The 12,329-nt window shown below is 48.0% G+C and carries 9 protein-coding genes; 5 read left to right on the top strand and 4 right to left on the bottom strand.

Translation table 11 applies throughout. The features are described from left to right. Nucleotides 1-52 precede the first annotated feature (52 nt). Both WJM45_RS19940 and WJM45_RS19935 read left to right on the top strand, forming a co-directional pair. Nucleotides 53-1,633 (top strand): PAS domain-containing methyl-accepting chemotaxis protein, encoded by a 1,581-nt coding sequence (locus WJM45_RS19940; protein WP_341326765.1) that lies wholly within the window; start codon nt 53-55, stop codon nt 1,631-1,633. A 114-nt stretch (nt 1,634-1,747) separates the two neighbouring features. Further along, a complete protein-coding gene (locus tag WJM45_RS19935; protein ID WP_341326764.1) occupies nt 1,748-4,141 on the top strand; it encodes an ATP-binding protein in 2,394 nt (797 codons plus the stop codon). Between the two features lie 154 nt (nt 4,142-4,295). On the opposite strand, the gene WJM45_RS19930 is transcribed toward WJM45_RS19935, so the two are convergent. Continuing rightward, nucleotides 4,296-4,967, bottom strand: coding sequence for a hypothetical protein (locus WJM45_RS19930; protein WP_341326763.1), 672 nt, complete (start codon nt 4,965-4,967; stop codon nt 4,296-4,298). A gap of 783 nt (nt 4,968-5,750) precedes the next feature. On the opposite strand from WJM45_RS19930, the gene WJM45_RS19925 reads away from it, so the two are divergent. Continuing rightward, nucleotides 5,751-7,067: a sigma 54-interacting transcriptional regulator gene (locus WJM45_RS19925; RefSeq protein WP_341326762.1), complete on the top strand. Its 1,317-nt coding sequence runs from the start codon at nt 5,751-5,753 to the stop codon at nt 7,065-7,067. An 11-nt stretch (nt 7,068-7,078) separates the two neighbouring features. Further along, complete coding sequence (locus WJM45_RS19920; protein ID WP_341326761.1) at nt 7,079-8,002, top strand: HDOD domain-containing protein; 924 nt, start codon at nt 7,079-7,081, stop codon at nt 8,000-8,002. A gap of 671 nt (nt 8,003-8,673) precedes the next feature. Here WJM45_RS19920 and WJM45_RS19915 read toward each other — a convergent pair. From WJM45_RS19915 to WJM45_RS19905, 3 genes are all read right to left on the bottom strand, one after another. Further along, nucleotides 8,674-9,204: a hypothetical protein gene (locus WJM45_RS19915; protein ID WP_341326760.1), complete on the bottom strand. Its 531-nt coding sequence runs from the start codon at nt 9,202-9,204 to the stop codon at nt 8,674-8,676. A gap of 266 nt (nt 9,205-9,470) precedes the next feature. Continuing rightward, the gene (locus tag WJM45_RS19910) at nt 9,471-10,271 is read right to left on the bottom strand and encodes a hypothetical protein (RefSeq protein ID WP_341326759.1); all 801 of its coding nucleotides are present in this window, start codon (nt 10,269-10,271) and stop codon (nt 9,471-9,473) included. A 12-nt stretch (nt 10,272-10,283) separates the two neighbouring features. Continuing rightward, the gene (locus WJM45_RS19905) at nt 10,284-10,766 is read right to left on the bottom strand and encodes a hypothetical protein (RefSeq protein WP_341326758.1); all 483 of its coding nucleotides are present in this window, start codon (nt 10,764-10,766) and stop codon (nt 10,284-10,286) included. Between the two features lie 201 nt (nt 10,767-10,967). Between WJM45_RS19905 and apbC the strand changes: the two genes are divergently transcribed. After that, nucleotides 10,968-12,059, top strand: a complete 1,092-nt coding sequence (gene apbC, locus WJM45_RS19900; RefSeq protein WP_341326757.1) for an iron-sulfur cluster carrier protein ApbC — start codon at nt 10,968-10,970, stop codon at nt 12,057-12,059. The last annotated feature ends 270 nt before the right edge of the window (nt 12,060-12,329 follow it).

Below are 12,329 nucleotides of genomic sequence, written 5' to 3'. Positions count from 1 at the left end.
TTAAATTCGCTTATTCTCAGCGAATCTTGTGCCCCCCAATTAAGGTCAATCCATGAGAAAAAACCTTCCCATTACCCATAACGAAGTCAACTATCCCAGTACCGCCACGATCACTTCGGCAACCGACCCTAAAGGAAAGATCACTTATATCAATCAGGATTTCCTAAAAATAAGCGGTTTCAATGAACAAGAACTGCTTGGACAACCTCATAATATCGTTCGCCATCCGGAAATGCCGGAAGCCGCGTTTGCCGACTTATGGAGTAGTATTCAGAAAGGCAAGCCGTGGATGGGTATCGTCAAGAATCGCTGTAAAAATGGCGACTATTATTGGGTCGACGCCTTTGTAACGCCTCGCTTCGACAAGGGAAAAGTCATCGGGTTCGAATCGGTTCGGGTGAAGCCCGAGCTCGAAACGGTTGAACAAGCAAAGAAAATCTACCCGAAACTAGCATCGGCAAAAAGTATCAACACCTTGCTTGACCGCATGAAATTGGGATCCAAATTATTGATCGGGTTCTTGCTGCTACAAACGCTAATTTTAGCAGGACTCTATATTCTCGGGGATATCGAGTTGACCCCTGCCGCGCTTTCCTGGGCGATATCGCTGATATTTTCGTTCGGCCTGATATCGGCGCTGGTACGCCCGCTAAACGATGCCGCATCCGAAGCGCGCTCGGTTATCGACAATCCGGTCATGCAACAAATTTACACTAACGACGGGGCTGAGCCCGGACAGCTGTTACTCGCCGTCAAACTTCTTAAAGCAAAATCCAGAACAATCGTACGCCGTTTGATACAAGCGACCGAGACGCTTACACAACAAGCAGAGGCTACCGAACGCGAAATCGAACAAGTCAGCCATGCCATGATGCGGCAATTGCAAGAAACCGAACAAGTCGCCACGGCAATGCATCAAATGACCGCGACGATCAATGAAGTTGCGCAAAGCGCCAGCAATGCCGCCAAGGCTGCAACCGACGCCGACCAAATATCTCAGCAAACGATGCAACGGGTCGGCGAGACGGTCAAATTAATCGGCGCCTTGTCTTCCGAGGTCGACAGCGCCGAGTCAGTCATTTTAAATCTTGCTCAATACAGTAAAGATATCGGCGGCGTATTAGAGGTCATTCAAGGCATCGCCGAACAAACCAACTTGCTGGCGCTCAATGCCGCAATCGAAGCCGCTCGAGCCGGCGAGCAAGGCCGCGGTTTCGCTGTCGTTGCCGATGAAGTCAGAACTTTGGCCGGGCGCACGCAAAAGTCGACAGAAGAAATCAATAAAATGATCGAGGTCTTACAACAAGGCGCCAAAAATGCCGTCGATGAAATGAGCAAGGTACGAATCAAAGCAGCCGATGGCGTCGAACACGGAGAAAATTCGGCCAGATTATTGACCGAAACCACGCAATCGGTCAGTACGATTAGCGATATGATTTTACAAATCGCCAGTGCCGCCGAGGAGCAACACATCGTTTCAGAAGAAATCGCTCGAAACATCGAAGCCATCGATCGCTTGTCGAAAGAGACATCCGATCACGCAACGATAGCCAGTCAAGCCGGCCGCAATCTTTCGAAACTCAGTAAGGATCTCGATCTAATGGTCGAGCAGTTCGATGACAATCAAAGTTAAATGGCGCGCGCAACTGTGTTAGAGACTGCCGAATTTTGATCTACGGGTATAATACGCCCCTGCTTTCGAACGATTAGCTACTCACCATTACACTAGCGTTATCTACCATTCATCATGCCTTATTACCACCCGCTTCCGCCGGAAGCCTTGAAATTAACCGTTAACCCGAACAGCCTGGATATCCCTCAGACAACAACCAGCGAACAGCCTTCCATTATAGGTCAAGCGCGAGCCCGGTCGGCATTGGAATTCGGCATCGCGATGCAAAATCCCGGCTATAACATTTATGTCATGGGCGAACCGGGCACCGGGCGCCTGTCGATGATTACCCAACAACTTGAACAATCGGCTCCAAATCAACCGACGCCGCCAAGTTATGCTTATGTCGATAATTTCGATAATCCGCGCGAACCGGTCTCGATCGAACTGCCGGCAGGGTACGGGCAGAAATTCTGTGCCGATATCGATGCATTGATCGACAATTTGCTGGCTACTTTTCCGGCCGTTTTTGAAAGTCCGACCTATCAGCAAAAAAAGGCCGCGATCGAACGCGGCTTTAATCAACGCTATAACATGGCGATTCATCAAGTCGAGGAAAAAGCGGAATCCTTGAATGTCGCGCTCTATCGCGAGAGTGAAACAATCACTTTCGTGCCCGTTAAGGACGACAAATTGTTGGAAGACGAACAATTCATCCAGTTGCCGCAAGCCGAGCGTGAAACATTTCACCGTCATACCGAGGAGCTCGAAAACTATCTAGGTGATGTCTTGCTGGAACTGCCGCAATGGCGGCGTTCACTGGTCGAACAACTCAAGCAATTGGACGATGCGACGATTAATCAAGCCATCGAACCGCTCTTCGAGGCGTTGATCGAAGACTATCAAAACGTCGACGATGCCATCACCTATTTAGACGAAATCAAAAAAAACCTGAGTCAAACCATCGTCGACGTATTGGCTGCGAATCCTGGACTCGATAGCCGCGATCAGATCGGTAAGCGCCTTTTACTGAAAGAGCAGTACGCTCCTAACGTCTTGGTCGATTATAAAACCGAATGCGGTGCGCCAGTCGTTTATGACCCGCATCCGATTTATCCGAATGTATTCGGGCGCATCGAATATATTAGCGATCAAGGCACCCTGGTCACCAACTACCGACGAATCTGCCCTGGCTCGCTACATCACGCAAATGGCGGTTATTTGATACTCGATGCCGAAAAATTGCTCACTTATCCTTTTGTCTGGGAAGGTTTAAAGCGCGCGCTGAAGTCCGGTCGTATCGAAATCGAGTCGCCGTATTCGGAGCTCGGCATCAATACAATGACTCTAAAGCCCGAAGTTATTCCGCTCAATATCAAAGTGGTTTTGGTCGGCTCGCGGGATATCTATTACCTATTGCATGAACTGGACGATGAATTTAACGAAATGTTCAGAGTGCTGGCCGATTTCGATCACCGCATTTTGCTGAATCCGGATTCGATGCAAAATTTTGCGCAACTGATGATAAGACATGCGCGCGACTCAGGCTCCAAAAAACTGACTTCGGCCGCGATTGCCCGCCTCATCGAGCATAGTTGCAGACTTTCCGAAAACCAGCACCGTTTATCGGCGCACATTAACGATTCCCTCGAAATCATCGGTGAGGCAAACCTCTTGTGTAGCCCTAGCACTGTTGAATTCATCGACCAGGTTCATATCGAACAGGCCCTTTCTGCGCGTGAACAACGCAACGGCAGGTTGTCCGAGGAAATTCTCGAGGAAATGCTCGACGGTACGATTTTAATCGATACCGACGGTACCGCAATCGGCAAGGCCAACGGTTTGACTGTTTTGGAAATCGGTGGCAGCAGTTTCGGCGCGCCGGCGCGGATCACCGCGACGGTTTACCCCGGTTCACGAGGTATCGTCGATATCGAGCGCGAAGCCGAACTCGGCCAGGCCCTTCATTCGAAAGGTGTAATGATCCTAACCGGCTACCTCGGGCATTGTTACGCACAACAATTTCCGTTTGCCATATCCGCCAGTATCGCGGTCGAACAATCCTACGGTTATATCGATGGCGATAGCGCATCCCTGGCCGAATTATGTTGTTTGATATCGGCGCTGACACGAACGCCAATCAAGCAAGGTTTTGCAGTGACCGGATCGATAAATCAATACGGCGAGGTCCAAGCCATCGGCGGTGTCAATGAAAAAATCGAAGGCTTTTTTAGGCTATGCAAAGCGCGAGGCTTAACCGGTCAGCAAGGCGTGATTATACCTGCGGCGAATAAACGCAATCTCATGTTGATGAAGGATGTTATCGATGCGGTTGAAGCGGGACAATTTGCCGTCTATGCGGTCTCGACCGTCGATGAAGCACTGGAGCTATTAACCGGCCAAGAAGCAGGCGCCATGGATTCGGATGGCAACTATCCGGAAGACAGTATTAACTTCAAGGCCATTTCGAGACTTAAAGAAATTTCCGATATGGCGCATGAGGAAGATAAAGAAGAGGGGCCGGAATAAAGCTAAGGTGTGAGCATGAAATAACTTCTTCAAATGATGGAAGGGGGCTGCGCCCAAATGGATTTGCGCTTTCGGCAGATCAAGCTTTTGCCCCCTGCAAAATCTACGATACTGCCGAGATCCATTCGCTGGATATCCCGGCAGTTCTCGCGTATCACATGCCGAATAGATGTTTCCGTTTTATCGGAAATTTAGCCGCCAAACCCAACAATCCGATACTAAAAAGCAGCGTTAAATCAGGTTCAGGTACCGTTGCCGCCATCATCGATGCCGGCGTGCTGAGGCGGTCTTCGGCTAGCCTGATAAAGCCCGATGCATGAGAGTAATCATTGCTGATCTTTCCGCGAGGGTTCGTCCAGAGGTTGTTGAATCCACCATCAATACCGAGTGCGATCCCGCTGAATAAATAAGCAATGGTGCTATTGTTAGCCTGTTTAACAAGCAAAGTCCAATCGACAAATTTTCCCAGCCAATCATCCGGTGCAAGCAGTGCATAAGAAAACAAGTAATCTCCTGTATTAGGATCCGATAGTTCCGATACGGTTAATGTGAAGCCGGCGATATCGGCGCCGCTTGACTCAAAACCGTCGTCGTCATTGAATTTGCCGATAAAGGAAAATGCATCTCCGTCGTCTTGAAAGTTATCGATTACAAAAGCTTTTTGATCTTTGGGTTTAATACTGTCATCGCCGACGCATGCATTGGCGGATAAGCCGTTGGCCTTTGCGTGATCCACGTTGCAAGCAATTATCGCTGCCGTCGAATTTAACGGTACCCCCAGTAAAAATAAACATATCCACAGTAAAACAGGCTCACAAAGTCTCATGTTGTATTCCTAAATGAAATTGAAAAAGAGGGTGAGGTAATAATGAACAACAAGATCCGCTAATGCTGGACTGAAAGGTTATCCTAAATTCGGCAGTTTAACCATGAAGCACATGAAGTTCCTGAAGAATTTCAGGATATTATCTAAGCGTTCTCGCTAACTTCTTGAGTGAATGTTTTATATAATCTCATGACAAGTTATTGAATTACTTCATATTCTTCATGTTGAAATGCTTTTTCTAGGTTTATGTCTGATTAAAAGAGCAATTAATCATTCAGTGCTGTTGCGCTCTTAGTCTTCGCTATGACTGGTTTTTTCTCATGAAGCCGAATGTAATCAATGCAAAACTCAACAAAATAAATAAAGAAGGTCCAGGGGCCGTTGATGTCAACACTTTAAAAAGCAGGGCCAAGATCGAATACTGCAATATTGATTTTGCGTTCATTGTTGATCCTATAATTCAATTAAGTTTCAAAAAAGTAACTGCTATTTAAACAACAGCATTTTTCAAGCCAACTCTCTTAAGCCCCTATTCCTGCTTACTGCATCAATGAACAACACCAAGCCAATGCCTTCTAAGTGCCGGGCCATCTCATATGGTAACCAACGGTTCTTTTTTTGATTAAATCCGAAATCCTTTTAATAATGAACGAATCAGTTAGAATGCATTCCGGACCTGACAAAAATGTCATGCTGACTGCCAGGGCTGACACGTCACTCAACCGAAAGACTGACAAGTGGCGCTGAAATTTGGTTTTCGGATATAACTTGCCGATTGGAACTATGCAAACAAACTCGTTCACGCTGAATTCGCTACTCGAAACCCACGACCTGCCTTTTATTATTGTTAATGCAGCTCAACAAATCGTTGCCGTTAATCGCGCCTGGGAAAATCATTTCGGGCTGTCCAGAGAAAGTATTTTGGGTAATTCGTGCTGCAATAATCCTGGCGATTGCCGGCATCGACGTTTTTTTCAAACGCTTGAGCCTTATGCGGGTTTATTCAACGAAACCGTGGACGAACGCGAGTATTCATTGAAAGTTCGGGGCTATCCTTTGCTCGATGCCGACGGCACGCTTTATCTAGGTGAGTCGGTACTTACCGCCGGTGCGTCGGAACCTCAGGATAAAATCCCAAAGATGGTTGGCACGTCTTCTGCCTTCATAAATCTGAAAACTAAATTGCAAAAGGCCGCTCAATCGAATGTACCGGTCATGTTAAACGGCGAAACCGGAACCGGCAAAGAGCTGGCCGCCGAATTTATTCATCGGCAATCGCAAAATGCCGAGGGAGAATTTGTCATCGTCGATTGCACAGTACTCGGAGAAGACTTGTTCGAAAGCGAGCTGTTCGGCCATGAAAAGGGCTCCTTTACCGGCGCGGCATCCGCTAAAAAAGGATTATTCGAACTAGCGGACGGAGGCACTTTGTTTCTTGATGAGGTCGGCGAATTGCCGGTCTCTTTGCAACCTAAGTTATTAAGAGCATTGGAAAGCGGCCAATTTAGGCGGGTAGGCGGTACCGCATCGTTGACATCGACGGTTCGAGTCGTGACTGCCACGCACAGAAACCTTGGCGAAATGGTGAGGAACGGACTGTTCCGGGAAGATTTATTCTACCGATTGTCGGTTTTTCCGTTGGAAATACCGGCTTTAAGAGACCGGATAGAAGATATGCCGGCACTGGTAGGGCATTTTCTTAAGTCGTTCGGGCAACGCGACCACTGTGTATATAGTATGACCAAAGCCGCGATGCAAAAATTAATGCAGCACAAATGGCCCGGCAATATACGCGAACTGAAAAATTGTCTGCAGCTTGCTACATGCCTTTGCAAAAGCCACACTATCGATGAACTGGACATTTCCATCATGCGGCGTCAAGGCGCTACATTAAAACCCGGTATGATAGAAAGACGCGGACAAGGAACGGTAATTGAGGATACCGGGGCATCAAACATAAACCCTTTGGATACTATCGAAGCCGAGTTCATTAGGTCCCTGATCAAAAAATATCAAGGCAACCGTAAGCTGATTGCTTCCGAAATGAATATCAGCGAAAGAACTTTATACCGCAAATTAAATCGCCTCAATATCAATTAATAGAGTTGACAATGGAATCATCACTGCGTAGTTGGACTATCAACACTATCGATCCAGGCTTGGATAATTTTTCGCATCCGGTCGACTTGCGTGAAGAAATCAATCTCATCAAGGCTCTTCCACCCTTACCGGGCATTGCTCGGCAAATTATTGAATTGGCGTCGGATCCGTTAGCGGATGCGAAAAAATTGGCGGCGATCATCGAAATGGACCCGATTCTGAGTTCACAGGTGATTCGCTGGGCCAGTTCGGCCCTTTACGGCTACCGTGGTAAGATAGTATCGATACAAGAGTCGATAGTCCGAGTATTAGGCTATGATTTTGTGATGAATTTGGCATTGGGCCTTAGCGCGTTATCGCCGCTCAAAGCACCGAAAATCGGTAATATCGGCACTCGAATGTTGTGGATTCAAGCCATTGCCGGTTCTCGCCTGGCATTGGCGATCGGCGAAATGATGCCGGCCGAAGAAAGACCGGACCGTCAAACGTTATTTTTAGCCTCGTTGCTGCACAACATCGGCTTCCCATTGCTTGGACACGAGTTTCCGGAAGAGTTTGCTTATTTATCGAGAATCATTGATGCGAATGCCACACTAAGCGTTTTCAACATCGAGCGGTTTGCCTTCGGCGTCGACCATACTTTGCTAGGCACTTGGCTCATGCGCAGTTGGTCGATGCCGAAACCGATTGTCGATGTCGTTTATCATCACCATAACCCGCATTACCGCGGCGACAATTACCGGCTGAATTTATTGGTGTATTTAAGCGATTGTTTATTAGGAACCTTAGGTATCGGCGACGGACAAAATCAAAATTACGGCGAAGAGGAGTTCGCCGTATTGAATTTGAATTCGGATGCGGTTCATCAAAAACTCGCCGAATTCAGCGCTTCGCTTGACGACATTGCCGCAATGGCCGACGAATTGACTAGCTAATGAGGAAGCGAAAGTTTTGGCGAATATATCATAAAAAATTTATTCATCATGAAGGACATGAAGAAAAAGACTATGAATGCAATAGACTAATTGTTCATGTCACTTCATGCGTTTCATGGTTATACCCTTTGCTGGTCAAATTTCGGCGCCGGAGTGTCCGTCAAAGGACGCCGTGAACCCAGCACCTAAATTATCCTGGACAATTAATCCTAGCCAATGAGCTATGGAATTTAGGTGCTGGGTGAATACGTCCATGTAGGCTCTGTGACAGCATCCCTGCTGTCAAAGCCTTTGCCGAACACCCCGGCACCTCCACGCATCAATGCCGAAATTTGAAGTGCGATGGGTATATTTCGTAAGATTGAATACTTTCACAGTCTTTAATTCATGGGGCTAGTTTATACAACCCGCCCCGAACGTTATGATTTGCTTTGGCCTCGGTCGAAATATTTAGAACGGGGTTGCAAACCCCGTCCTGCCTAGGCGCAGATTCCCGCGGCTAAATCGCTACCGCCCTATTTCTGCGAGTCTAAACAGCGTAGCCCGGATGGAGCGTAGCGCAATCCGGGACACTCGGAGCCACGACACTCCCGTATTCCGCTTTCGCTGCATACGGGCTACGTGCAACCCATGCGGGGCGGGTTATTCAAACCGCCCCGAACGCGCATTGCTCACATACACTCCGGCGGCTCCGGCGCTGTCGGCGTTTCCCCGAACAAGCTCCAACTCGTATTTTCTTGAACGTCGAAAAGGTAAGGCGCTTCGCGGGCTTGAAGATAAGCTGGCGTATATAAACCCTCTTGTATACTGAATTCGTCATACACGGCTTCGCAAAGCATCGACAGCATTAACTCGCCGGCTTGCAATTCGGCGAGTTTCGACTGCGTTTCGAGTTTCGCGCAGACCGTCCCGTCCGCGATTGTTTCGTTTTGGCCGGCAACCCGGTCTCGGCCGGGCTCGCCTCGGTAAATAATTCCCGCCTCGGTTTCATCGAAGCTCAGTCGGCGTGTGCTGCATTCGGTCATCAAGATGACCGGACCGGCTTTCGCGGCGCCGATCAACCGGTCGGTTTTCGACCAATACAGCTGGGCTTTGCGCGGCGCGCCGTCGGAATTCAACGCATCCAGTTCAGCTGTATACATCGAAAGCGTACAACCGTTGAGGAGGATTAATAGGCAAATCGAAATCGATAATTTTTTCATGTTTTCTGTTCCGCTTAGGATTTGGTCGTAAATAACTTCCTTATTTTACGGAGGGTTCGGTTGCTCGATTGGCAGGTGTCGGCGGCAGGGAAAGCCGCCGTCAAGCCTACAAGGACGTATTCACCCAGCAACTAAATTCCATAACCCGTTGGCTATGGTTGATCATCTTGGATAATTTAGGTGCTGGGTTCACGGCGTCCTGCCAAGCGAGTTACCGTACCCTCAACAAAGCGTATAGCTCCAGGACTTTGTTTATCACGAAATCCTTAGTTAGTGACTAAATCGAACAAGCCGTCGCCGACCATCGGGTTTTCCCAATACGCGACATGCGCCATGAGCCAAGCTTTACCGGTATCGACCGGCCGATCGCGGATGACCCAGCCTAAGTCCGGCGATTCGGTGCGGTATTTTTCGGCGATCTCGAATCCGTTTAGCGTTTGGCCGAACAATTTTCCGGATACGACCGGATCGGTCCGGTCCCAATAATTGAGCCAGCGGAACATCTTGGTTCCCTCGCCAAGAGATTGGACTTTCTGACGCCTTTTCTTGAACATCGACAACCCTATCGGCGAACCGAGCGTGATTAATCCCTGTACCGGCCAGGTTCGGCGCGAATTTCTGTCAAAGTAATGGTTATCCTTGATCAACTCGTTGATCACATCAAAGGCATAGATCGAACCTAAACTGTGAGCGACTACATAACAAGGACTGCCTCCGGTAAAAATCTCGAGAATCTTATTCTTGAAGCCTTGCCTAATTTGTGCTGCGGTGCTGGTGTCGAGGCGCGCGGTGACGACATCGCCGATGAGATCGAGGGCATTGCCGGCCAAAACTTCGCCTATCGGATTGGCGGCAATGAGTTTGATTAATTTCCGATATTTGCTTTGCGCTTGATTGTTTAAATTTTCATAACGATAAAGATCGGTCTTGAATTGAAGCGGCATATTGCCCAGACGACTCTTTAGTAACTGTTCGATGAGTCGATCTTGATTCAAATCGCTATCGTCGCCGGTCTGAACGCCATGAATGATCAAAACGGTCCGCGGTTTTTTCGGGTCTACGGCCATGGAAGCTCTCCGTTAAAGTGTTGCGATACAGCGTTTTTCCACGGTATCGGTAAAAAATAAAAACCGATTCATTTGCTTTAATCGGATTTTTAGTCGACCGGAATGCTTAGTTGCTTTCAACACGGATTCGGAACCGGTGACGAAGCTATCGCGAAATTGTTGTTCCACGATTAGGCTGCCGTTTTGTATTTCGACCCTGGTAAAAGTATCGGGAGCGGCATCGAAATAAATGCCGTCGCCCAATGTGCCAACTGCGGTATATTCTCCGCTGATCGTTAAATATTCCCGGCCCGGAATTGTGAAATCAATGTTTATGCGACATGTTCGACCAAATTCGGCCGGCGTATCGACATAAGTCCCATCAAAACTCAGTGACTTCCCGTTTAATTGAAAAAAGTCACGTAAAGCAGTATGGGCCTTTTGTTTCAAATTCTCATCAGAATAAGCCGTCATCGTCAACACCGCTAAAACTACAATAGAAATTCGTTTGACCATTTCAACAACCTGAAAATGAGCGATATGACATCAAGATATTAAAAAAATAGTTCGCTAAAGCAATTTCCGCAAGCATGGGATAACGACCGCTAAGTTTTGAAATAGCTTGTTCAGTGGTCAATAATGGTTTCAGATTGTACAATACCAATCCTTAGTATTTTAGTTGGTTATTAATTCAATACTTCCTTACCCGGAGCACTCATGGCACAAATTACCCAAGCAGACATCGAAAATCGATTGAAGACGTTTATCGATCCCAATGTTGAAACCGATTTGATTTCGGCTAAATCGCTTAAATCCATCAACGTTGACGGTGCTGATGTCTCGATTAAACTGGAATTAGGCTACCCGGCCAAAAAACATCTGGATGAGCTTAAATCGGCGGTAGCAGAACACATTAAGTCGTTGGAAGGCATCGGTACCGTGACGATCGATGTCACGGTCAATATTTTATCGCATGCGGTTCAGCAAGGATTGAAACCGTTGCCGGGCATCAAAAACATCATCGCAGTCGCTTCCGGCAAAGGGGGCGTTGGTAAATCGACAACTGCGGTAAATTTAGCCCTGGCCTTGGCGGCGGAAGGCGCTAAGGTCGGTATTCTGGATGCCGACATCTATGGACCGAGCATTCCGACGATGCTAGGTCAATCCGGTTTTCCGGAAAGCGAAGACGGCAAAACCATGCTGCCGAAGATGTCGTTCGGTTTACAAACCAATTCGATCGGCTATCTGGTCGACACAAGCCAGCCGATGATTTGGCGCGGCCCTATGGTAACCGGTGCGTTACAGCAATTGCTCAAGGAAACGCGTTGGACCGATCTCGATTATCTGATAGTGGATCTACCGCCCGGCACAGGGGACATTCAATTAACGCTGTCGCAACAAATACCGGTTAGCGGTGCGGTTATCGTCACGACGCCGCAAGATATCGCGCTTCTCGATGCACAACGCGGTTTAGCGATGTTCGATAAGGTCAACGTACCGGTGTTGGGTATCGTCGAAAATATGAGCGTGCATATTTGTAGCCAGTGCGGTCATGAAGAAGCGATTTTCGGTAGCGGCGGCGGCGCGGCGATGGCTGAAAAAAACCAAGTGCCGTTATTGGGTGCGTTACCGTTAGATAAAGACATCAGGCTAAACGCCGACTCGGGTCGTCCAACCGTTATCTCTGATCCCGGCGGTCGTTCAGCTGAGATTTACCGTGAAATTGCGCGAAAAATGGCCGCAAAACTGGCCTTGAAAGCAAAAGACTTCAGCACTAAATTTCCGAATATCGTGATTCAAAATACCTAAATTCGTGCAGCCGGACTTTGCAAACGAGCTGTTGAAACGTAAGTATTCAGACCCCGTCCTATTTTGGTACTTTACATGCGTAACTCATTGTTTTGTCGCTGTGGTCTTTACAAGTTTGGGTGAGGGTCTGAACATTTACGTTGAAACAGGTTAACCTACTCCCTTTTGACCGAAAAAGCGTATAAGAACGAGAAGGTGTGGGGTATGCCTAGCGAGGATGTCGGCGGCAGGGAGCCGCCGTCAAGCCCCCATGGACGGGTTCACGGCGCT

It is taken from the genome of Methylotuvimicrobium sp. KM2 (assembly GCF_038051925.1).
In the GTDB taxonomy this organism is placed as follows: domain Bacteria; phylum Pseudomonadota; class Gammaproteobacteria; order Methylococcales; family Methylomonadaceae; genus Methylotuvimicrobium.
Note: the sequence above shows the minus strand (reverse complement) of the source record. Positions and strands in the feature narration are given on the sequence as shown.

Coding starts and splice junctions, on each gene's coding strand:
- apbC (WP_341326757.1), top strand. CDS start 10,968: ATGGCACAAATTACCCAAGCAGACATCGAAAATCGATTGAAGACGTTT.
- WJM45_RS19910 (WP_341326759.1), bottom strand. CDS start 10,271: ATGGCCGTAGACCCGAAAAAACCGCGGACCGTTTTGATCATTCATGGC.
- WJM45_RS19935 (WP_341326764.1), top strand. CDS start 1,748: ATGCCTTATTACCACCCGCTTCCGCCGGAAGCCTTGAAATTAACCGTT.
- WJM45_RS19925 (WP_341326762.1), top strand. CDS start 5,751: ATGCAAACAAACTCGTTCACGCTGAATTCGCTACTCGAAACCCACGAC.
- WJM45_RS19905 (WP_341326758.1), bottom strand. CDS start 10,766: ATGGTCAAACGAATTTCTATTGTAGTTTTAGCGGTGTTGACGATGACG.
- WJM45_RS19930 (WP_341326763.1), bottom strand. CDS start 4,967: ATGAGACTTTGTGAGCCTGTTTTACTGTGGATATGTTTATTTTTACTG.
- WJM45_RS19920 (WP_341326761.1), top strand. CDS start 7,079: ATGGAATCATCACTGCGTAGTTGGACTATCAACACTATCGATCCAGGC.
- WJM45_RS19940 (WP_341326765.1), top strand. CDS start 53: ATGAGAAAAAACCTTCCCATTACCCATAACGAAGTCAACTATCCCAGT.
- WJM45_RS19915 (WP_341326760.1), bottom strand. CDS start 9,204: ATGAAAAAATTATCGATTTCGATTTGCCTATTAATCCTCCTCAACGGT.